This is a genomic window from Campylobacter felis (assembly GCF_030250085.1).
GTDB classification, from domain to species: Bacteria; Campylobacterota; Campylobacteria; order Campylobacterales; family Campylobacteraceae; genus Campylobacter_D; species Campylobacter_D upsaliensis.
This window is the reverse complement of record NZ_JANURX010000010.1, coordinates 40,086-64,454: the sequence shown is the minus strand read 5'-3', so window position 1 is coordinate 64,454 and position 24,369 is coordinate 40,086. Positions and strand designations below refer to the sequence as shown.

26 protein-coding genes and 1 pseudogene are annotated in these 24,369 nt (G+C 36.3%); 14 read left to right on the top strand and 13 right to left on the bottom strand.

Annotation, left to right across the window (positions count from 1 at the left end; translation table 11 throughout):
- Positions 1-114: 114 nt before the first annotated feature.
- From NYG92_RS06600 to gatB, 12 genes and pseudogenes are all read right to left on the bottom strand, one after another.
- Positions 115-699, bottom strand: a complete 585-nt coding sequence (locus NYG92_RS06600; RefSeq protein WP_289233894.1) for a sulfite oxidase heme-binding subunit YedZ — start codon at positions 697-699, stop codon at positions 115-117.
- Positions 696-1,589, bottom strand: coding sequence for a protein-methionine-sulfoxide reductase catalytic subunit MsrP (gene msrP, locus NYG92_RS06595; RefSeq protein ID WP_289233893.1), 894 nt, complete (start codon positions 1,587-1,589; stop codon positions 696-698). The genes NYG92_RS06600 and msrP overlap by 4 nt, the downstream gene beginning before the upstream one ends.
- A gap of 9 nt (positions 1,590-1,598) precedes the next feature.
- Entirely contained in the window at positions 1,599-2,279 is a 681-nt protein-coding gene (gene pyrF, locus NYG92_RS06590) for an orotidine-5'-phosphate decarboxylase (protein ID WP_270962447.1), read from the bottom strand.
- Positions 2,276-2,674 carry a transcription antitermination factor NusB gene (nusB, locus tag NYG92_RS06585; protein WP_270977527.1) on the bottom strand — a complete coding sequence of 133 codons (399 nt, stop codon included), beginning with the start codon at positions 2,672-2,674 and terminating at the stop codon, positions 2,276-2,278. Before nusB ends, pyrF begins: the two co-directional genes overlap by 4 nt.
- Position 2,675: 1 nt before the next feature.
- Positions 2,676-3,146: a 6,7-dimethyl-8-ribityllumazine synthase gene (ribH, locus tag NYG92_RS06580; RefSeq protein ID WP_270988128.1), complete on the bottom strand. Its 471-nt coding sequence runs from the start codon at positions 3,144-3,146 to the stop codon at positions 2,676-2,678.
- A gap of 9 nt (positions 3,147-3,155) precedes the next feature.
- Positions 3,156-3,959 (bottom strand): 3-deoxy-8-phosphooctulonate synthase, encoded by an 804-nt coding sequence (gene kdsA / locus NYG92_RS06575; protein WP_289233896.1) that lies wholly within the window; start codon positions 3,957-3,959, stop codon positions 3,156-3,158.
- 90 nt (positions 3,960-4,049) lie between these two features.
- Positions 4,050-4,541, bottom strand: a complete 492-nt coding sequence (gene fldA, locus NYG92_RS06570; RefSeq protein ID WP_270977534.1) for a flavodoxin FldA — start codon at positions 4,539-4,541, stop codon at positions 4,050-4,052.
- Between the two features lie 74 nt (positions 4,542-4,615).
- Complete coding sequence (locus NYG92_RS06565) at positions 4,616-4,930, bottom strand: DUF2325 domain-containing protein (RefSeq protein WP_027304435.1); 315 nt, start codon at positions 4,928-4,930, stop codon at positions 4,616-4,618.
- 88 nt (positions 4,931-5,018) lie between these two features.
- Positions 5,019-5,600 (bottom strand): annotated as a pseudogene (locus NYG92_RS06560) (RsmD family RNA methyltransferase); the annotation flags it as partial.
- On the bottom strand, positions 5,599-5,982 hold the full coding sequence (locus NYG92_RS06555) for a hypothetical protein (protein ID WP_289233892.1): 384 nt from the start codon (positions 5,980-5,982) through the stop codon (positions 5,599-5,601). The gene NYG92_RS06555 and the pseudogene NYG92_RS06560, both read right to left, overlap by 2 nt.
- Positions 5,979-7,040 carry an HdrB C-terminal domain-containing protein gene (locus NYG92_RS06550; RefSeq protein WP_289233891.1) on the bottom strand — a complete coding sequence of 354 codons (1,062 nt, stop codon included), beginning with the start codon at positions 7,038-7,040 and terminating at the stop codon, positions 5,979-5,981. Before NYG92_RS06550 ends, NYG92_RS06555 begins: the two co-directional genes overlap by 4 nt.
- A 9-nt stretch (positions 7,041-7,049) precedes the next feature.
- Complete coding sequence (gene gatB, locus NYG92_RS06545) at positions 7,050-8,468, bottom strand: Asp-tRNA(Asn)/Glu-tRNA(Gln) amidotransferase subunit GatB (RefSeq protein WP_289233890.1); 1,419 nt, start codon at positions 8,466-8,468, stop codon at positions 7,050-7,052.
- Between the two features lie 98 nt (positions 8,469-8,566).
- Here gatB and NYG92_RS06540 point away from each other — a divergent pair, with 98 nt between their 5' ends.
- The 14 genes from NYG92_RS06540 (at position 8,567) to NYG92_RS06475 (ending at position 23,527) form a co-directional block, all read left to right on the top strand.
- A complete protein-coding gene (locus NYG92_RS06540) occupies positions 8,567-9,289 on the top strand; it encodes a class I SAM-dependent methyltransferase (protein ID WP_289233895.1) in 723 nt (240 codons plus the stop codon).
- A complete protein-coding gene (locus NYG92_RS06535; protein ID WP_289233889.1) occupies positions 9,282-9,953 on the top strand; it encodes an SAM-dependent methyltransferase in 672 nt (223 codons plus the stop codon). Before NYG92_RS06540 ends, NYG92_RS06535 begins: the two co-directional genes overlap by 8 nt.
- On the top strand, positions 9,946-11,904 hold the full coding sequence (locus tag NYG92_RS06530) for a formyltransferase family protein (protein ID WP_289233888.1): 1,959 nt from the start codon (positions 9,946-9,948) through the stop codon (positions 11,902-11,904). Before NYG92_RS06535 ends, NYG92_RS06530 begins: the two co-directional genes overlap by 8 nt.
- A 29-nt stretch (positions 11,905-11,933) precedes the next feature.
- Entirely contained in the window at positions 11,934-13,055 is a 1,122-nt protein-coding gene (locus NYG92_RS06525; RefSeq protein WP_289233887.1) for an N-acetyl sugar amidotransferase, read from the top strand.
- A gap of 291 nt (positions 13,056-13,346) precedes the next feature.
- Entirely contained in the window at positions 13,347-14,018 is a 672-nt protein-coding gene (locus NYG92_RS06520) for a class I SAM-dependent methyltransferase (RefSeq protein ID WP_289233886.1), read from the top strand.
- On the top strand, positions 14,015-15,013 hold the full coding sequence (neuB, locus tag NYG92_RS06515; protein ID WP_289233885.1) for an N-acetylneuraminate synthase: 999 nt from the start codon (positions 14,015-14,017) through the stop codon (positions 15,011-15,013). The genes NYG92_RS06520 and neuB overlap by 4 nt, the downstream gene beginning before the upstream one ends.
- A complete protein-coding gene (neuC, locus tag NYG92_RS06510) occupies positions 15,006-16,160 on the top strand; it encodes a UDP-N-acetylglucosamine 2-epimerase (RefSeq protein WP_289233884.1) in 1,155 nt (384 codons plus the stop codon). Before neuB ends, neuC begins: the two co-directional genes overlap by 8 nt.
- On the top strand, positions 16,157-17,191 hold the full coding sequence (locus NYG92_RS06505) for a nucleotidyltransferase family protein (protein WP_289233883.1): 1,035 nt from the start codon (positions 16,157-16,159) through the stop codon (positions 17,189-17,191). Before neuC ends, NYG92_RS06505 begins: the two co-directional genes overlap by 4 nt.
- On the top strand, positions 17,172-18,089 hold the full coding sequence (locus NYG92_RS06500; RefSeq protein ID WP_289233882.1) for a Gfo/Idh/MocA family protein: 918 nt from the start codon (positions 17,172-17,174) through the stop codon (positions 18,087-18,089). Before NYG92_RS06505 ends, NYG92_RS06500 begins: the two co-directional genes overlap by 20 nt.
- Complete coding sequence (locus NYG92_RS06495; protein ID WP_289233881.1) at positions 18,086-18,787, top strand: acylneuraminate cytidylyltransferase family protein; 702 nt, start codon at positions 18,086-18,088, stop codon at positions 18,785-18,787. The genes NYG92_RS06500 and NYG92_RS06495 overlap by 4 nt, the downstream gene beginning before the upstream one ends.
- Positions 18,774-19,532, top strand: coding sequence for a flagellin modification protein PtmA (gene ptmA, locus NYG92_RS06490; RefSeq protein WP_289233880.1), 759 nt, complete (start codon positions 18,774-18,776; stop codon positions 19,530-19,532). Before NYG92_RS06495 ends, ptmA begins: the two co-directional genes overlap by 14 nt.
- Entirely contained in the window at positions 19,532-21,424 is a 1,893-nt protein-coding gene (locus NYG92_RS06485) for a motility associated factor glycosyltransferase family protein (RefSeq protein WP_289233879.1), read from the top strand. Before ptmA ends, NYG92_RS06485 begins: the two co-directional genes overlap by 1 nt.
- Positions 21,421-22,392, top strand: a complete 972-nt coding sequence (locus NYG92_RS06480) for a GDP-mannose 4,6-dehydratase (RefSeq protein WP_289233878.1) — start codon at positions 21,421-21,423, stop codon at positions 22,390-22,392. The genes NYG92_RS06485 and NYG92_RS06480 overlap by 4 nt, the downstream gene beginning before the upstream one ends.
- Positions 22,385-23,527 (top strand): LegC family aminotransferase, encoded by a 1,143-nt coding sequence (locus tag NYG92_RS06475; protein ID WP_082200553.1) that lies wholly within the window; start codon positions 22,385-22,387, stop codon positions 23,525-23,527. The genes NYG92_RS06480 and NYG92_RS06475 overlap by 8 nt, the downstream gene beginning before the upstream one ends.
- Here the strand turns inward: NYG92_RS06475 and NYG92_RS06470 are convergent.
- Positions 23,524-24,204: a F0F1 ATP synthase subunit A gene (locus tag NYG92_RS06470; RefSeq protein WP_139454674.1), complete on the bottom strand. Its 681-nt coding sequence runs from the start codon at positions 24,202-24,204 to the stop codon at positions 23,524-23,526. The two genes, NYG92_RS06475 and NYG92_RS06470, sit on opposite strands and share 4 nt — an antisense overlap.
- Positions 24,205-24,369: the final 165 nt, after the last annotated feature.

Genomic DNA, 24,369 nt, shown 5'->3' with positions numbered 1-24,369 from the left:
TTATGACTTGACTAAGGATTCTGATATTTCTTTAGGATATAGTGGAATTTTCTCTTCAGCTAATATTATAAGATCTCACGCCCTTATGTTTAGATATGCTTGGTGGTGGTGAGTTTAACAAAGGGAGCTTTTTAATCTAGCAAAAAATCTTTTTGTATAACGCAAGGTAAAATAAAACAAAGCAAGACTTAAGGCAAGATACTCAAAAAACTGCGGAACTTTTGCGGATAAAAAATAATGATAACTCGCTATAACTATACATAAATAACCAAGCTTTCTTATGTTTTCAAGCTTTTTAAAGCGTTTAAAAGAGCTTAAAAACATTAAAAAAATAATGATAAAGGCTACAAAGCCACTGCCCTCAAATAATCTTTTGCTAATGTCATCATAAAGTTTTAGTAGGCTTAAATTCTTAGAAAAAACAAAATACACGATAAAATGTAAAAAAACCCAAATCCCCCCAAAAAGTCCTAATAATTTTGGATAAGTTTTAGTAAGCTTAAATTTAAAAAGAGAAAAAATAATGCTTAAATTTAAAAATACAAGTGCAAAAATGCCTGTGTAAAAATAAAGCTCTTTAATTAAATCAAAGCCTACAAAAAAGACATTATAAACCGCTGCATAAGTGGTAAAAATAAGGCTTAAAATAAAAATGATAAAAGCCAAATTTTTATAAAATTTAGCTTTTAAACGCTTCAAAAATTTGCCCTTAAATCCATACCTGCATATAAATGCGCGACCTCTTTTTCATAGCCGTTAAATAAAAGCGTAGGTTTGGTGAAAAACTCTCCTAAGGCTCTTTCATCGGCTTGCGACCATCTAGGATGAGAGACTGCTGGATTGACATTAGCATAAAAGCCGTATTCATCAGGTGCGTAAGCTTGCCAAGTGCTAACAGGCTGTTCTTTGACAAATTCTATTTTGACTATGGATTTAATGCTTTTAAAGCCATATTTCCACGGAACAACCAAGCGTATCGGTGCGCCATTTTGTACGAGAAGAGGCTTTTTATACATACCTACGGCTAAAATGCTTAAAGGATTCATCGCCTCATCAAGTCTTAAACCCTCAACATAGGGATATTTAAGCGTTGGAAAAAAGGCGTTTTGGTCAGGAAAGCGGCTTTTATCAAAAAGCGTGGTAAATTTCACAAATTTCGCCTCACTTGTGGGCTTGACCTTATCTATTAAATGCCTTAGCTCAAAGCCTATCCAAGGAACGACCATAGACCAAGTTTCAACGCACCTAAAGCGGTAAATTCTCTCCTCCAAAGGAAAGGCTAAAAAGTCCTCCATACCAAGCTTTAAAGGCTTTTCAATCTCTCCTTCTATGCTAACTTCCCAATTTTTTGTTGTGAAATTTTTCGCGTGTTTGACTGCTTCTTTTTTATTGACAGAAAATTCATAAAAATTCACATAATTATTCGCCAGTTTTTCATCGCTTAATTTAAAATTATTAGGATTTTCATCGGCTTTGAAATTAAGCTCTAAAAGTTTCGCTTCAATTAAAGCTGGACTTAGCAAAGCCCCCGCTCCAAGTTTTAAAAAAGCTCTTCTTTTTTTGTATAAATCTTCAGGTGTTATCATCATTTCCCCTTTTTATAAATTTGCAAGAATTTTTTCGCAGACTTCTTTAGGGTTTAAAGCCTCATAAATAGGACGCCCAACGACTATAAAGTCGCTTTTATTTGCTTTTGCACTTTCTAAATTTGCCACTCTTTTTTGATCGTTTGCTTCCTCTTTAAAGGGACGGATAGCAGGGGTTAGAGTGAGAAAATTTTCGCTTGTATTTTGCTTAATCAAAAGACTTTCAAACACAGAGCAAACCATACCATCAAGCCCACTTTCATAGGCAAGTTTTGAAAAATTGATGACTGCTTCTTTTAAATTTTGCCTATAAACGCTATAAAATTCTTCTTCATCAAAGCTAGTAAGAGCCGAAACGCCAAGCACTAAGGGGCGTTTTTGCATTTTTGCTAATCTTTGCATAACGCTTTGCATAGCCTTTTTCCCAGCACTTGCGTGAAGATTTATCATATTAACCCCAAGTTTCGCACACTCCTCACAAGCATCACTCATAGTGTTTGGGATATCATAAATTTTTAAGTCCAAAAAAAGGGGCTGTGTGCTTATATTTTTAAGCTCTTCTATGAATTTAAAGCCGTCTCTTATATAGGCTCTAAGTCCTATTTTAAGCCATATATCAAGGTCTTTTAGCTCTCTTACAAGCTCTAAACAACGCTCTTTATTTTCTAAATCTAAGGCTACGCAAAGCTTCATTTTTCAGCCTTTTGTAAGCCGTCTAAAACGCCGTTAATAAGCTTTGGGGCGTTTTCGTTTGCCATTTCTTTTGCTAATTCTACCGCCTCATTAATCACAATAGCCCCTAAGGTTTCTGTGTATAAAAGCTCAAAAGCCCCAAGCCTTAAAATCGCCCTTTCAATGTGTCCTATTTGATGAATTTTATTTTCATTTAAAAAGGTATCGATGTGTTCATCTAAATTTTGCAAATGCTCTAAAACACCATTATATAAGCTTAGTGTGAAATTTTTCGCCTCATTGCGAATTTTTTTCTCTTGTAAAAATTCCGTGATGAAATTGTCATTTTTGCCATTTAATTCTAAAGCATAAAGCAGAGAAATCACACTTTGTCTTGCTTGATGTCTGCTAGCCATTTTAAGCCTTTAAAATGTGAGTGAGTCCAAGCATTTCTATGAGGCTAGTCATAGCTTCAAAGCCCTTATTTCCAGCTTTTGAGCCTGCTCTTTCTATGGCTTGTTCTAAGGTATCTGTGGTTAAAACGCCAAAACTCACAGGCACATTATATTTTAAACTTATATTTGCTATGCCCTTAGTTGTTTCTGCTGAAACATAGTCAAAATGGGGCGTTGAGCCTCTTATTACAGCACCTAAACAACAAATAGCGTCAAATTTCTTACTTTCAATCGCACTTTTAAGCGCAAAAGGCACCTCAAAGGCACCCGGCACTAAAACAAGGCTTAAATTTTCCTCTTTTCCTCCGTGTCTTAAAAAGGCGTCTTTAGCACCCTCGACTAAGCGATCTGTGATGATGTGATTAAATCTTGAATTGATAATGGCGATTTTTTCATCGCCTCTTAAATGGAGTTTTCCCTCTAAAATTTGCATAATTTTTCCTTATATGATTTCTTGTATTTTTAAAAGCGTGCTAACGCAGTCTTTTAGCCGTTTGATATTTAGCATATTTGCTCCATCGCATAAAGCCTCGCAAGGATTAATGTGCGTTTCAAAGAAAAAGCCATCAACCCCAACAGCCGCCGCCGCCCTAGCTAGAGGCTCTACAAATTCACTCCTTCCACCGCTTTTGCCCCCTGCGGCTCCTGGCATTTGCACGCTATGGGTCGCGTCAAAAATTACGGGCGCAAATTCGCGCATGATCACGAGGCTTCGCATGTCCACGACCAAATTTCCATAGCCAAAGCTACTGCCCCGCTCGGCGACAAAGACGCCATTTTTTCGTGCCGACTCATAGCCCTCGCCGCTTTCGTTTCGGGTCTCTAGCACTTTTTTGATGCTGTATTTGATATCGCTGGGGTTTAAAAACTGCCCTTTTTTGATGTTGATTTTTGCGGGAGTTTTTGCTGCGGCGATGAGTAAATCCGTTTGACGACATAAAAAAGCAGGGATTTGAAGCACATCAGCGACTTCGCTTGCTCTTTTTGCTTGATGACTTTCGTGAATGTCTGTTAAAATTTGCATTTTAAATTTATCTTTAACTTTTTGTAAAATTTCTAAGCCTCTTTCAAGTCCGGGACCACGAAAAGAGTCTATGCTCGTGCGATTTGCTTTATCAAAGCTCGATTTAAAATAAAAATCAATTTTGTCATTTTCATTGAGTTCTTGTAAAGCTTCTGCTACGCTAAAGACAAGCTCCTCGCTTTCTATCACGCAAGGACCTGCGATTAAAATCATTTTTTTCATCATATTTCCTCGTAAAATTTAAAAGATTATATCAAAGAAAATTTAATTAAGTAGATGAAAGGAGAAAACCCTCTTAAAGAGGGCTTGAGATTAAGAAAATTGAGGTTTGATTTGTGCGATCCAAGCGTCTATTCTTGCTTCGGTTTGATCTTCTTGATTGTCGTTATCTAAAGCTAGTCCAACAAATTTGCCATCAACAACCGCATCGCTAGATTCAAAAGTATAGCCTTCAGTTGAAACTTCGCCAACTAAAGTTGCGCCAGCGTCTTTTAAATTTTGCGCTAATTTTCCCATACCGCCACAATAAGTATCCGAATAGCTTTCGCTATCACCCATACCAAAGACTGCTACAACCTTACCGCTAAGGCTTAATCCTGAAAAGTCAAAGCCATCCCAGTCATCTTGCAAATCGCCACTTCCCCAAGTCGAAGTTCCGCAAATAAGCTTGTCGTAAGAATTGATTTTGTCTGCATTAATGTCCGCTATATTTAAAACATCGCTAATGCCAAGTTTATCAGCTATGATGTTTGCCGCACTTTCAGTGTTTCCCATAGCACTTCCGTAAATTACTGCTACTGCCATTTGTTCTCCTTGAAATTTAATATCTGTTAATTTTAGCATAGTTTTGCTAAATCATACAAAAAAAGTTTTATTTGTTAGTATTTAGAACAAGAAAATTCCTTATCTAGTTTAAAAATTTTGCAATACTCACAATATACGCAACTTACGCTTCTTTTAGCGCATACTAAGGGAATTTTACGCTTTTTTGCTTCGGTTTTGATTTTTTTCATTGTGTTGTGGTTGAGAAAGCTTGTGAGCATAACTACGCATTGTGTGTCGTTTGGGATAGGCTTTTTATTGACTCTGTTTTCATTTCTTGCATCCCAATGCACGATTTTTTTAGCACCTAAATCCTGTAAAACTGCTCGAATGGGCGTTATTTCATCTGCGCCTATGACTAAAACTGACATTGTGTTTCCTTTTTTATATTTTGATAATAATTATTATATTATAAAAAACTGAATAAATTTTGAATTTTATTATCAAAATAAAAGAAATTTAGCTTAAAATTTCATAAAAACTTAAGCTTGTAGCACCGAATTTTTTTAATTTTGTTTTTGTGAAATTCGCTATATTTTTAGGCGTTTCAGCCTTACTTTGATGTTCTAAGATGATACGCTCTACCCCACTTAAATCAAGCTTTTGTAAAAAATGATAAATCTTATCATAAATTCCGCTAAATCCTTCGCGTATATTAAAAGGTGGGTCAAAATATAAAATAACAGGTTTATTAAGACTTTTTAAAAGCTCTGGCAAAAGTAAAAAGCTATCTCCGTTTAGAATTTCAAGCTCTATTTCAAGGCTTTTGGCATTTTGCGAGGCGATTTTAAAGGCGTTTTTGTCGAGTTCGATCGCATAAGCTTTTAAGGCATAATTGCTTAAAGCTTCAGCAGCCATTAAGGCACTTCCACCAAAGGCTTCAATGAAAATTTTCCCTCTTAAATTCTCTCTTAAGACATTAAAAACGCAAGCTTTTACTATGCTTTTGGTGCTTCTTGTTTTTTCAAGGCTTGGTAAAAGTAGTTTTTTGCCTTTAAATCGACCGCTTTCTATGGCGGTGTAGAGTTTTTGAGAGCTTTTACTCATTAACTAAGGCTTTGACGAGTTTATTTTTAAGCTCTAAAATTGCCATATCGATTTTATCTTGATAATCTTTTTTAAATTCGTTGGCGATATGATCAATTTTTGCTTCAAGCTTTCTTTTTTCCTCTTCTACGCGTTTTTGTGTGGCAAACTCTAAGGCGGTATCAAATTCTTCTAAACTCGCCAAAAGCTTTTCCTTGCTAAAAGGTGTGGATAAAAAGGGCGAGTTTTTTGCTATGATGAAAAGTGGCTTAGAGCTTGGAATTTTAGTATCACTAATGATAAAATCGCAATCTTTTTTCATCACCAAATGCTCTTTTAAAAATAATTCCAAAGTTCTTTCTAAAAGCAAATCTTTAAATTCTAAAGAAATTTTCATATTAAATCGACCTTTAAAGAGTGGTTTTTAAGGCTTTGAGGCTTAGTCCCTTGCGTTAAAAACTCAAATTCCTTAAGGCTTAAAACATAAAAATCATCAAATTCTCTTCCGCAATTTTGCATTAATTTTTTCGCACAAGTATCAAAGAGAAAAAAATCATCCGTATTATTGACTAATAAAAAGTCCGCCCCACTATCATAAGCGTCTAAAATAATCTCACTTGCCATTTTGTAAGTTAAATCTTCGTTGAGTTTTAAAAGCGAAAAGCCATTATTTTGATAAGCTTTTTCAAATGCAATGAAGTGAGCTTTTAATTTAGCTTTTAAAGAGTCATCTAAGTCAAAATTGTAACAAGCGATGTTGAAATTTGAAAAATTATGTTTTAAGTGTTCTTTAAAATTTGGGTTGCTTTCATTTTCTTTTTTGAAGCAAAGTAAATTTTTATCAAATAGACCTTGTTTTAAAATTTCCTCACAAAGCCATTTTATAGCGTTTTCAAGTTCATCAAAAGGGCTTTTAAGATGATAAAAAATCCCCCTTTCTTTATCGCATAAAATTTTCAAAATAGCCTCTTTTTTGCTAGAGTCTTTTTCTATTATCTTAAAGGCAAGGTAAAATAGGGCATTACCCATAAATTCACTATGAAATTCTAAAAGCTCATCTGCGTAATAAAAATGCTCTAAATTCCCATAAAGCCTTTTATCCTCTTCATCGCAAAAGGGTGCTAAAAGTGTAAATTTCTCCCAAAAATCGCTTTTATCAAACAGCAAATCTTTATAAGCTCTTTTTGTGCTAAGTGGCTCTATGCTAAGTTTTAAGCCAAATTGCAGCAAAATATCCTCTAAAGGCGTAGAAAGAGGAACTGGGACATTATTAATTTTTACATAAGAGTTTTCATTTTCATCAAATTTAAAATAAATATCATCATCTTGCACTTGCAAAAGTAAATCATAAAGCTTTAAAAAATTTTCATAATTATCATAAATATAAGGTTTATAATAGCTCTCATAATCTAACTTTTTATCAAAGCGAAAAATGCGTAATTCTAGCTTTTTCATTTTTATCCTTTAAGTCAGTTTCGCTTTTAAAAACTCATTGACCTTAGCAGGATTAAAAGCACCCTTACCCTCTTTCATCACCTGTCCTACAAAAAAGCCAAAAAGCTTATCTTTACCGCTTTTATACTCAGCGACCTTATTAGCATTTGCTTCTAAAATTTGTGTAATTACCGCTTCAATAGCCCCATCATCACTGATTTGTTTAAGTCCTAATTTCTCAATCGCAGCGTCAATTTCCACTTCCACATTTTCAAATACAAAGGCTAAAACATCTTTAGCCGCTTTAGCACTGATTTCTCCTTCTTCAATGCGTTTGATTAAAACGCTTAGTTTTTGTGCATTGACAGGAGAATTTTCTATGGTTAAATCACCCTTTAAAAGTCCCATAAGTTCTGTTGTAAGCCAAGTTACGCAAAGTTTAGGATTTAAATTTTGTCCGCATAAATATTCAAAAAAACGACTCATTTCAAGAGAACTTATTAGCACCTCTGCATCGCTTTCTTTAATGCCAAACTCACGCATATAACGCGTTTTTTTCTCATCAGGAAGTTCGGGTATGCTTAAATTCAAAAACTCCTCTTTCAAAAGCACAGGCAAAAGGTCAGGGTCTGGGAAATAACGATACTCTGCCGCTTCTTCTTTACCTCTCATCGAACGCGTGATAAGCTTAGTTGTATCAAATAGTCTTGTTTCTTGCACGACTTCTTCCTCATAAGTGCCGTCCTCCCACGCTCTGCTTTGTCTTTCTACCTCATAATCAATCGCCTTTTGGATAAAGCGAAAAGAATTAAGATTTTTAATCTCTACCCTCGTATAAAGCTTTGTATCGCCCTTAGGACGAATGCTTACATTTGCATCGCAGCGAAAGCTACCCTCTTGCATATTAGCGTCTGAAATATCTAAAAAGCGTATAATGGAGTGTAGTTTTTTAAGATAAGCCACCGCCTCATCACTGCTTCTAAGCTCAGGCTCACTCACTATCTCAAGCAAAGGCGTTCCCGCGCGGTTTAAATCGACCTTAGAAAAATTTGCTTCGTGGATATTTTTCCCCGCATCTTCTTCTAAATGCGCTCTTGTAATGCCTATGCGTTTTTGTGTGTCATTTATAGTGATAAAAAGCTCCCCACCCTCAACGATGGGTATGTCAAATTGCGAAATTTGATAAGCCTTTGGTAAGTCCGGATAAAAATAATTTTTGCGGTTAAAAACGCTTTTTTGATGAATTGTCGCATTAATGGCTTTACCAAAGGATACGGCTTTTTTTACCGCTTCTTCATTAAGCACAGGTAAGGCACCGGGCAAGGCTAGGCAAGTGGGACAGACATTAGTATTAGGCTCTTCGCCAAAGGAAGTGGCACAAGAGCAAAAAATCTTCGTTTTGGTATTAAGCTGGGCATGCACCTCTAGTCCTATCACAACTTCAAACATTGAGTTTTCCTTATGATTTAAATTTTGTAGTATTATAATCAAATAATATTAATTTATAATCTTATGTTAAAATAATACATCGCATTTAAAGGAAAATGATGAAAATTTACGCAGACAATAAAGAAGTTTCGAGTAATCAAGGCTCAAATGAAGAGATTTGGGAAGAAATCTTTTCTAAAAAAGAGTGGGGCAAATACCCAAGCGAAAGTGTGATTCGCTTTATCGCTAGGAATTTTTATAATGTAAAAGATAGAAACACGATTAAAATTTTAGAACTAGGACTTGGCACTGGTGCAAATTTATGGTTTTGTGCTAGAGAGGGCTTTAAAGTCAGTGGCATAGAGTGGAGTAAAACAGGAGTAGAGCGTTTTAAAGCAAGACTTAAAGAAGAAAAGTTAAGCACACAAATAGAACAAATTGAAATCGGCGATTATTTAGAAAAGCTTGATAATTTTAAAGATGAAAGCTTTGATGCGTGGCTTGATAGCTACTCTTTAGCTTACAACGATATAGAAAAAACAAAGCAAATCATAGAAAAAGCGGTGAAAAAACTCAAGGTTGGGGGTAAATTTTTTTCCATTACCCCTAGTCTTTATAATGAGGGCTTTAAAGAGGAGGCAAATTTAGGCTATCATTTGGTAAAGCCTGTTAGCGGTAGTGATGCCTTTACAGGCGTGATTCGTTACTGTGATGAGGGGGATTTAAAGAGACTTTATGAGGGGGAGGGTTACAAAATCACAAGTATTAAAATCCATATCCAAAAAGACTTAGAAAAACAGCTAAACGAGCTTTACATTATCGAGGGAGAGCGTTATGAATAAAAGTGTTTTATGGGAAGAAATCTTTTCTAAAAAAGAATGGGGTAAATACCCAAGCGAAAGTGTGATTCGCTTTATCGCTAGGAATTTTTATAATGTAAAAGACAGAAACACGATTAAAATTTTAGAACTAGGACTTGGCACTGGTGCAAATTTATGGTTTTGTGCTAGAGAGGGCTTTAAAGTCAGTGGCATAGAGTGGAGTAAAACAGGAGTAGAGCGTTTTAAAGCAAGACTTAAAGAAGAAAAGTTAAGCACACAAATAGAACAAATTGAAATCGGCGATTATTTAGAAAAGCTTGATAATTTTAAAGATGAAAGCTTTGATGCTGTTATTGATGTGGGAAGTTTGTGTTGTAATGATAGGGAGAAAACGCGTCAAATTTTCTTAAAAGCCTTTAAAAAGCTTAAGGTGGGTGGGAAATTTTTCTCCCTTACTTTAGCGAAAGGGCTTTTGGGTTATGAAGAGGGTAGGGGCGATTTTTTTGAACCAAAAGAAGGAATTTATACGCATTTGGGTTTATTACGCTTTGATGATGAGCTAAGTCTTAAAGAGCTTTATGCACACGAAAATTTAAAATGCCTTAGCCTTAGCACTCAAATTTTAGAAAATGATGGCGTAGTGCTTGATAAACTTCTCATTTTCGAAGGGCTTAAAAATGCTTAACACACGGGGGGGGGGGGGGGTAAAACCCCTTGTTATAGGATATTTAGGCGATGGAAAATGGGCAAGATTTGCTCTTTTGAAATTTTTAAATGATGAAAGATTAAAAGTGGCTTTTGTCATTTTAAGAGTGCAAAAAGATGTGAAATTGCAAAAATTAGCACGGAAATTTGACCTGCCTTGTTTTGTGTGTGAAGATATCAATAATGAAAAGAGTTTAAGGCTTATTGAAAGTTTTGCGCCTGATTTGCTTGTATCGATGAGTTTTGACCAAATTTTTAAAGAGCGGATTTTAAATGCTTTTGAGGGTAAAATCATCAATTGCCACGCGAGCAAACTCCCCTTTTATCGTGGGCGTAATAATTTAAATTGGGTTTTGATTAATGATGAAAAAGAATTTGGCGTAAGTGTGCATTTTATAGATAGTGGTGTGGATACGGGTGATATTATCTTGCAAAAAAGCTATGCTATTAGCGATGAAGATGATTATGCTACGCTTTTAAAGAGGGCTTATAAGGCGTGTGGCACTTTGCTTTATGAGGCGGTGCTTTTATTTTTAAACCCTCCTGTTAGGGCATATTCGCAACGAGGCTTTGTTTGCAAACGCCGCGTTGAGGGTGATGAGAGAATTGACTGGACTTTAAGCACGAGGGAACTTTTTAATTTTATCCGTGCCTTAAATGCTCCAAATTTAGGTGCTTCAGCCTTTATAAACGGCGTTTTAATTAAGCTTTATAAGAGTGAAATTTTAAAGCAAGAATTTAAGGGTGCTGTTGGAGAGATTGTAAGTGTAAATGATGAGGGCTTTATCGTTTGCACAAAAGACGGAGCTTTAAAAATGACACATTATGAAGGAGAAGTGGCTTTGGGAAGTTTTTTTGACACACACGGGGGGGGGGGGGGGGGGGGGGGGGTGGCTTCCCACCACTTCAAAATGAGAAAAACAGAGCTTTGGAAGATGAGTAGGATAAGCTTGGACGCTTTTTTGGGGGATAAGAGCGGAAATTTTGGCACGGATATTTATTTTCATAAAGACTACGCAAGGCTTTATGGGGAGGTTTTTGAATTTAGCTTTTGTCAAAATGGCTTCATTTTTAAGACACTTGGCATTAAAAACAAAATCCCAAATTCGCCCTTTTTTGACCTGCAAAGTCCCTATGGGTATAGTGGATTTTATAGTAATTCTAGCGATGAAGCCTTTTTAAAAGAAGCTTTAGAAAAGCTAAAGCAAAAGGCTCTAGCTGAAAATATCATCGCTTTTTTTATAAGATTACACCCTTTTGATACAAATTTGGCTTTTTATGAAAGGTATTTTGATTTTTTCAAAAAAGAAAGAAAAATCGTTTTAGTCAATACAAATCAAGATTTTACAAGCCTTAGAAAAGCTTATAGCCCTCGCATTTTAAGCTATACGAAAAAAGCAAGAAAAGAGCTTAATATCTCTTCTTGTGATATAAGTTTTTCTAAGCCTTTTTGTGAGCTTTATGAAAAAACGATGATACGCAATAAAGCAGATGATTTTTATTTTTTTAGTCAAGAGTATTTTGACACGCTTTTTAGTTTCAAATCTCATCTTTGCTTAAGAGCTGAGTATGAGGGGAGGATTTTAGCTTTTGCGGATTTTTTCGTGGAAAAAGATTTTGCTTATTATCATTTAAGTGCGAATTGTAATGAAAGAAATGCTAATGCCGCTTTGCTTGATTATTTTTTCGAGCTTTGTGTGGAAAGAGGTGTGAAATTTGTGCTTTTGGGTGGGGGCGTGGAGGATGATGATGCGCTTTTTTATTTTAAAAGCCGTTTTTCAACCCTTTGGACGCATTTTAGTATAGGCGGACTTGTATTTGACACTCTTAATTATGAAAAATTATGCGAGGGAAGCAAAAATGCTTTGTTTTTAAAATACCGCTCTTGTGCGGGGGGGGGGGGTAAGTTTTTTGTAAATTTGCCGATTTAATCTAAAATTAGATTTTAAAAAGGAAAGAAATGCAATATTGTGATTATTGCGTGATGCCAAACACACGCCCGGGGATTAAATTTAGCCTTGATGAAAAAGGCAAAAATATCTGCTCTGCTTGTATCAATCATCAAAATAAAGATAAAATCGACTATAAAGCACGCTTTAAAGAGCTTGAAGCCCTTTGCGATAAACACCGCCGCCGTAATGGTAAATTTGAATATGACTGCGCTATCGCTGTGAGTGGGGGTAAGGATAGCCATTATCAAGTGCATATTATGAAGGAAAAGCTTGGAATGAACCCTGTGCTTTTTAGCGTGGAGGATAATTTCACAATGACAGAAGCCGGGAAGAAAAACCTAAGAAATATCAGCGAAACCTTTAAATGCCACCTTATCACACTAAAGCCAGACATCAGCACTCAAAAAAGAGTAATGCTAAAAACCTTTGAAAAATACGGAAAACCAACTTGGTTTATCGACCGCCTCATTTATAGCTATCCTTTTGGTATGGCTTTGAAATTTAACACGCCTTTACTTGTGTATGGTGAAAATGTAAGCTATGAATACGGCGGAGGGGACGCTGTGGAAACGCCTAGCGCTAAGGGCATATTTTTAAACGGCGTAGCGAGTGATATGGACTTAAACGAGTTTTTAGACGATGAGGTAAAAGAAGAAAATTTACAGCTTTTCTTTGACCCTAGTAAAGATGATTTAGACAAACTTGAGCCTATATATTTGAGTTATTTTATAAAGTGGAATTCGTATCAAAATTATATTTTTGCGAAAAAGCGTGGCTTTTGTGATTTGCAGGGTGAGTGGGATAGAACGCACACGGCGGAAAATTTTGACCAAATTGATAGCATAGGCTACATTTTACACGCGTGGATGAAGTATCCTAAATTTGGGCACGCGATGAGTAGCGATTACGCGGCGCGTTTTGTTCGTTATGGATTACTAAGCCGTGAGGAAGCTGTGAAAATCGTTAAGCAAAGAGACCATAATTTAGATAATCGTTGCGTGGAGGATTTTTGCTCTTTTGTAGGGATTTCAAAAACAAAATTCTGGCAAATCATAGAAAAGCATTATAATAAAGAGCTTTTTTATAAAAATGAATTTGGCGAATTTAAGCTTAAAAATGAGCTTAAATAGGCTTTTGTGCTGACATTGCTAGGGACGGCAAGTTATAGATTGCCACGAGTTTTTAACAAACTCTCGCAATGACGGCTTTTGCGAAGCGGCGGCTTGGGCTTTAGCTAAGTAGCAAACTAAGGCAAATCCGTAGGATTTGGGCGAGTCGTGCCTTTAGCTTTAAATGAGTTTGAGTGGCAAAACTAGGGGCTTTTTGCTTTGCAAAAAGGGACGGCTTGGGCTTTAGCTTTGCTACTTTAGCAAGGCTTTGCCTTGCGTTAAAAGTAGGTAAAAAAAGGAAAAAATAAAACAATGCAAAATTCTTTATCAGCTTATACAAAAAAATATGATGATTTAAATTATGGACTCAGTTTTGCCGATGGACATATCGTGCGTTTTTATGAGAGAATTTTAAAATACAAGCTAGGCTTTAGGGCTGGAAATATGCTTGATTTTGGTTGTGGTAAGGGCGTGCATAGTGCATATTTTGCGAGTAAGGGCTATAAATGCTTTGGTGTGGATATAGTGCCAAGCTTAAAGCAAGCTTATGAAAAACTTGTTGGGGGGGGGGGCTGTAAGATTATACAGCCAAATTCAAGCCTTGCGGGACTTTTTGAGGAAAAGATGAATTTAATTATCGCGAATCAAAGCCTTTATTATTTGCCTAAAAGCGTTTTAGCGCAAAATGTGGCGGAGCTTTATGAAATGTGTGAAAAAGGGGCTATCTTTTTTGCAACGATGATGAGTGAGAAAAATTATTATTTCAAACACGCAGGAAATGAAGACTCTCAGGGGCTTAGAGAGGTTGTTTTAAAAGGTAGGTTAAATGAAACAAGCTATATTCATTTTGTCAAAGACGCACAGGATTTAAAGGCTTTATTTGCCCCTTTTAAGTGCCTTTATCTTGGAGAATACGATCCGATAAATTTTTATGAATTTGAGGGGAGTGCGCATCATTTTATTTTTGTAGGGATTAAAGAGTGAAAAAAGTGCTAATCATAGCAGAAGCTGGGGTTAATCACAATGGTGATTTAAATTTAGCCAAAAAGCTGATTGAACAAGCCGCTAAAGCAGGGGCTGATGTGGTGAAATTTCAAACCTTTAAGGCGGAGGATTGCGTTAGCATAAAAGCAAAAAAGGCAAAATACCAACTAGAAAATACTGCCAAAGATGAAAGCCAACTGGAGATGATAAAAAAGCTCGAGCTTTCCCGTGAGGCACATTTTGAGCTTATGAAGCATTGCAAAAAACATAATATCGCTTTTTTATCCACGCCTTTTGATTTAGAAAGTGTGGCGTTTTTGCAAAGTCTTAATTTGTCTTATTTTAAAATCCCAAGCGGAGAAATCACAAATTTACCCTATCTAAAAGCGGTAGCAAAGTGTAAAAAAAAGGTGCTTTTATCCACAGGTATGGCAAATTTAGCAGAAATTGAAGCTGCGCTTGAAATTTTACGCAAAAATGGCACGAGAGACATCACGCTTTTGCACTGCACCACTGAATACCCAGCCCCCTTTGAAGAGGTGAATTTAAATGCGATTAAAACCTTAAAAGAGGCTTTTAAACTTAAAGTGGGCTACTCGGACCACACTAAGGGTATAGTCGCAACCTTAGGTGCGGTGGCACTAGGTGCAGTAGTGATAGAAAAGCATTTTACTTTGGATAAAACGATGGAGGGACCCGACCACAAGGCAAGTTTAGAGCCTAGTGAGCTAAAAGAGCTTTGTGAGGGTATAAGGACGCTTGAAAAAGCCTTAGGAAATGGGATAAAAAAGGCAAGTAAAAGCGAGGCGAAAAATATCATCATCGCTAGAAAAAGTTTAGTAGCAAAGCGTGAAATTCAAAAAGGCGAGAAATTTAGCGAACAAAATTTAACGACAAAACGCCCAGGAAGTGGCATTAGTGCGATGCGGTATGAGGAGTATTTGGGAAAAAGAGCCTTAAAAACTTACAAAAAAGATGAGCTTATCAATGAGTAGGAAAAAAATAGCCCTTGTAAGTGCGACTAGGGCGGAGTGGTATTTACTATGGAATTTGGCAAAAGAGCTTGAGAAAGATGAAAAATGTGAGCTTTTGCTTTTGGTAACGGGGGCGCATTTGAGCGAAAATTTTGGTTACACTTTTAAAGAGATAGAAAAAGACTTCACTATCACTAAAAAAATTCCTATTTTACAAGATAATGATGGTAGCTTAAGCCTTGCGAAAAGCTTGGCGGTGGCGGTGAGTGCTTTTGCGGAGGCTTTTGAGACATTAAAACCTGATGCGGTGGTTATTTTAGGGGATAGATATGAAATGTTAGGCGTTGCAAGTGCGGCTTTGATGATGCATATCCCCATTATTCATCTTTGCGGAGGAGAGCTTACTTTGGGTGCTATGGATGATAGCATAAGACATAGCATTTCTAAAATGGCGAGTTTGCATTTTGTCAGCACCAAAGCTTATAAAAAAAGGCTTATGCAGCTTGGCGAGGAGGAGGGGCGTATTTTTAATGTCGGCTCCTTAGCAGGGGAAAATGTCAAAAAATTAAAGCTTTTAAGCAAAAAAGAGCTCGAAAGTGAGCTTGGTTTAAGCCTTAAAAATTTCTTACTCATCACTTATCACAGCGAAACGCTAAATTTGCAAAATACAAAAAAAGAAGTGCAAATTTTACTTGATTTTTTAGATACACTTAAAGATATTACACTTATTTTTACTAAGGCAAATGCCGATGAAAACGGACTTTTAATCAATCAAGCCCTAGAAAATTACTGCCTTAAAAACTCTCATAAAGCAAAGCTTTTTGATAATCTTGGGGCGCTTAAGTATCTAAGTGCCTTAAAACACGCAAAAGCAGTGGTGGGAAATAGTTCAAGTGGAATTTGTGAAAGTGGCTTTTTTAAAACCCCTTGCATTAATATAGGCGATAGGCAAAAAGGAAGAATTAGGGGGGATAATATCATTGATTGTAAGATGAAAGACTTAAAAAAGGCTTTTAAAAGGCTTGAAAGTAAGGAATTTAAAGAAAAGATGAAGCATTTTAAAAACCCTTTTGAAAGTAAAAAAAGTCCATCGATTTTTATAAAAGATGTGATTAAAAACACAAATTTAGCTACAATTTTACAAAAAGATTTTGTGGATAGAAAATGAATATAGAGAGTTTAAAGCTAAGTGTAAATTCCAGCATAGAAAAAGCCCTTGAGATTATAGGAAAAGAGAGGGTCAGGCTTGGCGTAGTGGTAGGTAAAAATGGGGAATTTTTAGGGATAATTTCTGATTCTAACATTAGAAAAGCCTTAATTAATGGCAAAACCTTAAAAAGCAAAATTAAAGAAATTTATACCAAAAACCCCATTACCATAGCCGAAAATACAAGCAAAGCAAAACTTTTAGAATTAAGTGCTAAGACTGATATTTATGATTTTCCTGTTTTAAATAAAAAGGGCGAGGTCGTTTCTATCCGCTCTATTTCTTCGCTTTTAAGCACGAAAAAACTCCCCTTTTATGTCATCTTAATGGCAGGTGGGCTTGGATCACGCTTAAAAGAGCTGACTAAAGAAACGCCAAAACCTATGCTAAAGGTCGGCAAAAAGCCTATTTTAGAAAATATTATCCAAAGGCTTCACACACAAGGCTTTGAAAAATTTATCTTTTGTGTGAATTATAAAAGGCAAATTATTGAGGATTATTTTAAAAAGGGCGAGGAATTTGATGTTAAAATTTCTTATGTTAAAGAGCGGAAAAAGCTAGGCACTGCGGGGGCTTTAAGCCTCATAAAGCAAAAATTTAAAGAAAGCTTTATTGTGATGAATGCGGACATTTTAACCGAGCTTGATTTTAATGAGCTTTTAAAAGCACATCAAAAAAGCAAGGCTTTAATGAGTGTTTGCGTAAGGGAATTTCACCAACAAGTGCCTTATGGGGTGATTAAGGAAAAAAATGGCTTCATCACGCACATTGAGGAAAAGCCAACGCAAAGCTTTTTAGTGAGTGCGGGAATTTATGTGTGTGAGCCTAGTATTTTAGAGCTTTTGGAGAAAAATATTTACCTTGATATGCCAGAGCTTATACAAAAGGTGATGCAAAAAGGCAAGGTGAATACCTTTTTAATCGAGGATTATTGGATTGATATAGGTAGGCTTGAGGAATTTAAAAGGGCAAATGATGAAATCAAAGAGTAAAGCCCTAATTATTGGCTTTGGAAGCATAGGCAAAAAGCATTTTTTAGCCCTTAAAACGCTTGGATTTGAGGTAAGCGTGGTGTCAAAAAGTGCGAGTGAGAGTCTTTTTGAGAAATTTGGAGTCTTTGAAATTTATCGCTCTTTAAAAAAGCCCCACTTAGATGAATTTGAGCTTTTTATCATCGCAAATATCACAACAAAGCATTTAAAAACACTTCAGTTTTTAGATAAAACGCTTAAAAATAAAAGCATTTTGGTGGAAAAACCGCTATTTGAAAAATCCTATCCTTTTAAAGAAAGTGGGAGAAACCACATTTTCATCGCCTATCTTTTGCGTTTTCACCTTGTGATTTTAACGCTAAAAGAGCTTTTGAGGGGGGATAAGCCTTATTTTGCAAGTTTGGAGTGCGATTCTTATCTGCCTAAATGGAGGGCGGTGGATTATAGGCAAAATTATAGTGCCAAAAAAGAGCTTGGTGGGGGTGTGCTGCTTGATTTATCGCACGAAATAGACTTGGCTTTGTTTTTATTTGGGGATTTAAAGCTTTGTTTTTCTCAAAATGCCAAAATAAGTGAGCTTGAGATCAAAAGCGATGATTTTGCCTTTTTAGCCTTAGAAAAAAAAGGTTTAAAGGTGCATATAAGGCTGAATTATTTTTCTAAATTTGAAAGAAGAGAAATTACTATCCACACGCCAAAACAAAGCTTTAGAGTGGATTTAAGAGCGGCTAGAATTCACATTTTTAAAGAAAATGAAGAGGAAATTTTAAATTATGAAAGTGATACTATAAGTCTTTTGGCAAAACTTCAAGAGGCGGTTTTAAGAAAAGATGAGAATCTTTGCACTTTAAAAGAGGCAAAAAAACTTTTAAAACTTTGTGATAAGGCTAGGAAATGATACTTTGCACGGTTTGCGCCCGTGGCGGAAGTAAGGGCGTTAAGAATAAAAATATCCGCCAAATTGACGGACTTGAATTAATCGCTTATAGCATTTTACAAGCGAGGGAGAGCGGGCTTTTTGAGCATATTGTGATAAGCACAGATAGCGATGAGATAGCCGCAGTTGCACAAAAACACGGCGGTGAGGTTTTTTTTAAAAGAGACGCACAAATGGCAAGTGATAGTGCGGCAAAAGTGCCAGCGATTAGAGACACACTTTTAAGAAGTGAGGCGCATTTTGGGCAAAAATTTCACACCCTCATCGACCTAGATGCCACCGCCCCCCTTCGCACGAGTGAAGACATAAAAAAAGCTTACACGCTTTTTAAAAGTGGGGATTTTGAAAATCTCATCACCGCCGTTCCTGCTAGGCGTAATCCTTATTTTAATTTAATCGAAGAGCAAAAAGAGGGAGGCTTTAACACCTCCAAGCCCTGCACCTTTGTGTGCCGTCAAGAAGCGCCTAAGTGCTATGATATGAACGCGAGTATTTATATCTTTGATAGAGAGCGGCTTTTAAAACGCGATGATGTGTTTGGTGAAAAAACGGCGCTTTATGTGATGAGTGAGGAAAGTGCTTTTGATATCGATAGTGAGCTAGATTTTAAAATCGTAGAGTTTCTATTAGGAGAAAGGAGGCTAAATGCTAAGAGATAAGGTCATTTTCATAGCAGGAGCTTGTGGGCGTATAGGCAGGGCTTTAAGCACTGAGCTTTTAAGTCAAAACGCTAAAATCATTATCGCAGACATTAACGAGGCGAATTTGGCTAAACTCAGTGAGGATTTAAAAGGCGAAGTTTTAAGCGTGAGGCTTGACATCACAAAAAAAGAAAGCCTAGAAGAAGCGATAAATAAGGCAAAAGAGCGTTTTGGCAAAATTGATGGCTTTGTCAATTCTAGCTATCCTTGCGGAAAAGACTGGGGCAAGATTGATTATTATGAAGCAAGTTTTGAGCAAATTTGTGAGAGTTTAAATTTACATTTGGGTGGTTTTATTTTAGCTGCAAATGCCTTTGCGAAATTTTTTAAACAGCAAGGCTTTGGAAATATCATCAATCTTAGCTCCATTATGGGCGTGTATGCGCCGAAATTTGAAAATTACGCAGGCACTTCTATGCAAAGTAGCCTAGAGTATAGCGTGATAAAGGCCGGGATTAATCACTTAGGCGCGTGGATGGCCAAAGAGCTTTTTAACACAAACATACGCGTGAATACTTTGGCGAGTGGGGGGATTTTAGATAATCAGCCTGAAAGCTTTTTAAAAGCGTATAGGAATTGCTGTGCAAGTAAGGGTATGCTTGAAGCTAGTGATGTGTGCGGAACGATAGCTTTTTTACTAAGCGACAAGGCTAAATTTATCACAGGGCAGACTCTAGTCGTGGCTGATGGCTGGGGGCTTTGATGTCTATTTTTGAAAGAAATTTAGCTCACCTTAGCCCCTCTTTACAAAACGCACTTTTAAACCTTGATGAAAAGAGTAAAAACGCCTTTAAAATCACCGAAGAATACGCAAAAAACGAAAGGGTGTTTTATAAAAATTTCATTGCAGAGGGGGGGGGGGCAGTGTTTGATTATGAGGAATTTGAGGAAAGGCTAAAAGAATTTAAAGAAAAATACCCCCTTTATCCTATGCTTTATTTTTATGGGATTTCAAATGCTTTTATGTTGCAGATTTTACTTAAAAATCCTAACCATTGCCATTTAGTGGTTTATGAAAAGAATTTGGCTTTGCTTTATGTTGTTTTATCAAGCATTGATTTAAGCACGGCTTTAGCACAAAAAAGGCTTTTGATTTTTAATGAAGTGAGCCAAATGGAGTATCTTTGTGGCACTCAGCCTTTTTTGGCTTATTCTAGGACTTATTTTTTAGAGCTTATGAGTGATTTTTATGCGACAGAGCAAAAAGAAATTTTAGCCCTAAATTCCTTTTTAATGGAGGGTTTTAAAAAAGAAATTTTAAAGCAAGGAAACGACCCAAAAGACGCTTTGCAAGGCATAAGGCAATTTGTTTATAATTTAGACACGATGATAAAACGCCCTAGTTTAAAAGAATTAAAAGCAAAAAGAAAAGCCCAATTTAAATCCTGCGTGATAGTAAGCACCGGTCCAAGCCTAGCAAAACAACTCCCCCTTTTAAAAGAATTCCAAGATAAGGTCGTCATTTTTGCGGCGGACTCAGCTTACCCTATCTTAATACAAAATGACATCATTCCTGATTATGTGTGTATGGTAGAACGCACAGATTTTACAGCAGAATTTTTTAAGCACGACTTTGGCACAAAAGATGACAAAACGACCTTTTTACTTGCTTCTTTAGTGCATCCAAAAGCCATAGAGTATTTAGAGAGAAGAAATAAGAAATTTATGCTCATCCCTAAATACCTCGATTTTGCAAGGTATGTTGATTTAAGACCTTTTGGTCTTATCAATTCTGCTTTAAGTGTGGCACATATGTCTTTGATGTTAGCAAAAGAGCTTGAATTTAAAACAATCGTTTTCATCGGGCAGGATTTAGCCTTTAATGACTTGGGACATTCTCATTCTAAGGACTATCAGCATAGTGTCAATTTTGAAAGTGAGGCTTATGAGAAAATAGAAATTCCAGCCTATGGTGGAAAGGGCTTTGTGAAAAGCCATTTTATGTGGATATTTTTTAAGCAAATTTTGGAAAGTTTGGTAAAAGATATGACAAGCATTAAAATTTACAACGCCACGCAAGGCGGTGCTAGGATAGAAGGTTTGATAGAAAAGCCCTTTATGGAGTGCTGTGAGGAATTTTTTACCGAAGAAAAGGGCGATTTGGCTACACTTAAGCCTTTTGACGAAAAAAAGCAAGATGAATTGAGGCTTAAAGCTTATGCGAGAGTAAGCAAAGTGATGAAAGAGTGTGTGAGGATTAAGGAATTTTTAGAAAATTCCCATAAGGACTTAGAAGAGCAATTTTTAAGTTTAAACACACTTGAACTCGAAGAAGCACTTTTAAAAGAAAAAGAGTGTTTGCAAAAGATTGATAAGTTTAGAGAGGCGATTTTTGAGGCGATTTTTGAGGCGATTCAGCCGTTTTTCGTGCATTTTAATGTCAATTTAAATAAAATTTTAGTGCTAAATCCTTTAAGTAAGGAAGATTTGTTTAATAAAAATGCCCTTGTCATTAAAGAGCATTTGGATTTTATGCAAAGCATTTTTGGCTTTATCCACGCAGAGTTACAAACACTAGAATTTGCCATAATTCCTCTTGAAAACACACTCAAAGCTAGGAATTTAAGCAAATACCAAGAAAGGCTAAAACGATGAAAAAAATTCTTATCACGGGTGCGGATGGCTTTATAGGCTCACATCTTTGCGAGGTTTTACACGCTAAGGGCTATAAAATCAGGGCTTTGAGCTTTTATAATTCTTTTAATTTTTGGGGGCATTTGGAGCATTTGCCTTGCAAGGACTCGCTAGAGATTGTCAGTGGGGATTTAAGAGATAGTTTTTTTTGCGATAGCCTTGTAAAAGGCGTGGATGCGGTGCTTCATTTAGGAGCTTTAATTGCTATACCTTATTCTTACACTGCACCGCAAAGCTATGTCGATACCAACATACAAGGCACTTTAAATTTACTTGAAGCCTCCAAAAGACACGGCGTAAAACGCTTTATCCATACTTCAACAAGTGAGGTTTATGGGAGTGCGCTTTATACGCCCATTGATGAAAAACATCCGCTTCAGCCTCAAAGTCCTTATTCTGCAAGTAAGATAGGGGCAGATATGTTAGCCCTTAGCTATTTTTACAGCTTTAATTTCCCTGTGATTGTGGCGCGTCCTTTTAATGCTTATGGTCCGCGTCAAAGTGCTAGGGCTTTTATCCCTGCGATGATAGTGCAAATTTTAAGTGGGGCAAAAGAGCTTAAGGTGGGGGATTTAAGCACGAAGAGGGATTTAAATTTCGTGCGAGATACTTGCGAGGGCTTTGCTACGCTTTTAAAATATGGCGAGTGTGGCGAGGTTTATAATATAGGCAGTGGGATTGAGTATGCTATGAGCGAGGTTTTAGAGCTGATTTGTAAGCTTTGTGGTGTGGAGCTTAAAATCACCCAAGATGAAAAAAGACTACGCCCTAAAAATAGCGAAGTGATGAGACTGCTATGCGATAGCTCTAAGTTAAAAAGCGTGAGTGCGTGGCAAAGTAGGGTTTCTTTAGAAGAGGGATTAGGGCAAACCATAGCTTATATTAAGGCGAATTTAAACGCTTATAAAACGGGGATTTATAATGTTTGAAAAAGAAATTGCCTTTATTAAAAACCTTTACAAAAAAGAGCAAATCGCCCTTCACGAGCCTTGCCTTGGGGTAGAAGAAAAGACGCTTTTAAATGAATGTATAGAAAGTGGGTTTGTCTCAAGTGTGGGGAAATTTGTGAGCGAATTTGAGGAGCAAATCAAAAAATTTAGCAAAGCAAAATATGCCGTAGCGACAAATTGCGGCACTTCAGCGCTTCACATCGCACTTTTGGCAAATGGTGTGGATAAAAAATGCGAGGTCATCACGCAGGCTTTAAGCTTTGTAGCGACTGCAAATGCTATTTTTTACACGGGTGCAAAGCCCATTTTTTTAGATGTGAGTCTTAAAACGCTTAGTTTAAGCGAGGAGGCTGTAAGAGAATTTTTAGCAAAAAATGCCTTTGTGAAAAATGGAAAATGCTTTAACAAGCACACGAAAAAGCATATAAAAGCTTTGGTGGTGATGCATACTTTTGGCTTAAGTGCTGAAATTTTAGAGCTTAAAGAGCTTTGCGAAAAATATCATATCATTTTAATCGAAGACGCCGCAGAGGCACTTGGAAGCTTTTATAAAAATAAAGCCTTAGGCACTTTTGGCAAGTGTGGAATTTATAGCTTTAATGGCAATAAAATCATCACAGGAGGCTGTGGTGGCGTGATTTTAAGCGATGATGAAAAAATCGCTAAAAAGGCAAGACACTTAAGCACAACGGCTAAAATCCCACACCCTTATCATTATAAGCACGATATGCTTGGTTTTAATTATAGGCTGTGTAATATCAATGCCGCTTTACTTGTAGCACAAATGAAAAAACTTAATGCGTTTTTAGAGGATAAAAGAAATACCGCTAAAATTTATAAAGAATTTTTTCAAAATAGCACATTTTGTCAATTTATCGATGAGGGTGAAAATGAAAAAAGTAATTTTTGGCTTTGTGCTTTAAAATTTAAAAAGGCAAGTGTGAGAAAAGAATTTATAAAAACTTGCCTTGAAAATCAAATTTTCGTGCGTCCTGTGTGGAAAAGCTTGGCAAGTTTAAAAATGTATAAAGATTGTCAAAAGGATAGCTTGAAAAATACTAAAATTTTGGAAAAAACTCTTTTAAATATCCCAAGTAGCGTTAGAGGCTCTTAATGCCCCTCATCTACGATGGTCGCCCCTGCTAAATAAACATAAGTTAAAATCATAAAAATGAAAGCTTGTAAAAATGCCATAAAACTTAAAAGCACATAGGCAGGAAGTGGAGCTATATAAGGCACAAGGGCTAAAATCACAGCTAAAAATAAATCATCGCCTTTAATATTACCAAATAAACGAAACGATAGAGAAATCACGCGTGAAATGTGCGAGACGATTTCGATAGGAAACATTAAGGGGGCTAAAATTTTCACAGGTCCCATAAAGTGAGCGAAGTATTTTACCACGCCCTGCGTTCTAATGCCCTCAAAATGATAATAAACAAACACGATAAGCGCCAAAGAAAGCGTTAAATTTAAACTTGCACTTGGGGCGTGAAAGCCCGGGATAATGCCTATAATATTACTAAAAAATACAACAATGCCCAAAGTCGCCACGAGGGGGAGGTATTTTCTAGCGGACTTTTCATTACCCATAGTATCATTACCCATAGACAAAACGCCCTCCAAAAAGGCTTCGCTTATATTTTGCATGCCTCTTGGGATAAGCTGCATAGAACGGGTAGAAAGTTTAGCAATAATCACGGCAAATAAAGCTACCAAAGCTAAGTGAAAAAAGTATGAAAAAGTATGACTTGAATCAATTAAAGAGCTAAATAAAAATAAATCTTTCATCTATATTCCTTAAGGGGCTAATTCTTAAAATCAAAAAGGCAATTCTAGCAAATTTTTGCTTAATATTTTAATATGCTTTCAAAAAAAGCGATATTTTTACGCATTTTTTTTCTTGTAAAAAAACCTTTTTTTTGTTAAAATGACGGCTTTAAATTGACTTATAAA

Coding starts and splice junctions, on each gene's coding strand:
- ribH (WP_270988128.1), bottom strand. CDS start 3,146: ATGCAAATTTTAGAGGGAAAACTCCATTTAAGAGGCGATGAAAAAATC.
- neuC (WP_289233884.1), top strand. CDS start 15,006: ATGAGTAGGAAAAAAATAGCCCTTGTAAGTGCGACTAGGGCGGAGTGG.
- NYG92_RS06525 (WP_289233887.1), top strand. CDS start 11,934: ATGCAATATTGTGATTATTGCGTGATGCCAAACACACGCCCGGGGATT.
- gatB (WP_289233890.1), bottom strand. CDS start 8,468: ATGTTTGAAGTTGTGATAGGACTAGAGGTGCATGCCCAGCTTAATACC.
- NYG92_RS06565 (WP_027304435.1), bottom strand. CDS start 4,930: ATGTCAGTTTTAGTCATAGGCGCAGATGAAATAACGCCCATTCGAGCA.
- msrP (WP_289233893.1), bottom strand. CDS start 1,589: ATGATGATAACACCTGAAGATTTATACAAAAAAAGAAGAGCTTTTTTA.
- ptmA (WP_289233880.1), top strand. CDS start 18,774: ATGCTAAGAGATAAGGTCATTTTCATAGCAGGAGCTTGTGGGCGTATA.
- NYG92_RS06540 (WP_289233895.1), top strand. CDS start 8,567: ATGAAAATTTACGCAGACAATAAAGAAGTTTCGAGTAATCAAGGCTCA.
- kdsA (WP_289233896.1), bottom strand. CDS start 3,959: ATGAAAAAAATGATTTTAATCGCAGGTCCTTGCGTGATAGAAAGCGAG.
- NYG92_RS06550 (WP_289233891.1), bottom strand. CDS start 7,040: ATGAAAAAGCTAGAATTACGCATTTTTCGCTTTGATAAAAAGTTAGAT.
- NYG92_RS06530 (WP_289233888.1), top strand. CDS start 9,946: ATGCTTAACACACGGGGGGGGGGGGGGGTAAAACCCCTTGTTATAGGA.
- NYG92_RS06555 (WP_289233892.1), bottom strand. CDS start 5,982: ATGAAAATTTCTTTAGAATTTAAAGATTTGCTTTTAGAAAGAACTTTG.
- NYG92_RS06505 (WP_289233883.1), top strand. CDS start 16,157: ATGAATATAGAGAGTTTAAAGCTAAGTGTAAATTCCAGCATAGAAAAA.
- NYG92_RS06485 (WP_289233879.1), top strand. CDS start 19,532: ATGTCTATTTTTGAAAGAAATTTAGCTCACCTTAGCCCCTCTTTACAA.
- pyrF (WP_270962447.1), bottom strand. CDS start 2,279: ATGAAGCTTTGCGTAGCCTTAGATTTAGAAAATAAAGAGCGTTGTTTA.
- NYG92_RS06500 (WP_289233882.1), top strand. CDS start 17,172: ATGATGAAATCAAAGAGTAAAGCCCTAATTATTGGCTTTGGAAGCATA.
- NYG92_RS06495 (WP_289233881.1), top strand. CDS start 18,086: ATGATACTTTGCACGGTTTGCGCCCGTGGCGGAAGTAAGGGCGTTAAG.
- fldA (WP_270977534.1), bottom strand. CDS start 4,541: ATGGCAGTAGCAGTAATTTACGGAAGTGCTATGGGAAACACTGAAAGT.
- NYG92_RS06535 (WP_289233889.1), top strand. CDS start 9,282: ATGAATAAAAGTGTTTTATGGGAAGAAATCTTTTCTAAAAAAGAATGG.
- nusB (WP_270977527.1), bottom strand. CDS start 2,674: ATGGCTAGCAGACATCAAGCAAGACAAAGTGTGATTTCTCTGCTTTAT.
- NYG92_RS06480 (WP_289233878.1), top strand. CDS start 21,421: ATGAAAAAAATTCTTATCACGGGTGCGGATGGCTTTATAGGCTCACAT.
- NYG92_RS06475 (WP_082200553.1), top strand. CDS start 22,385: ATGTTTGAAAAAGAAATTGCCTTTATTAAAAACCTTTACAAAAAAGAG.
- NYG92_RS06520 (WP_289233886.1), top strand. CDS start 13,347: ATGCAAAATTCTTTATCAGCTTATACAAAAAAATATGATGATTTAAAT.
- NYG92_RS06470 (WP_139454674.1), bottom strand. CDS start 24,204: ATGAAAGATTTATTTTTATTTAGCTCTTTAATTGATTCAAGTCATACT.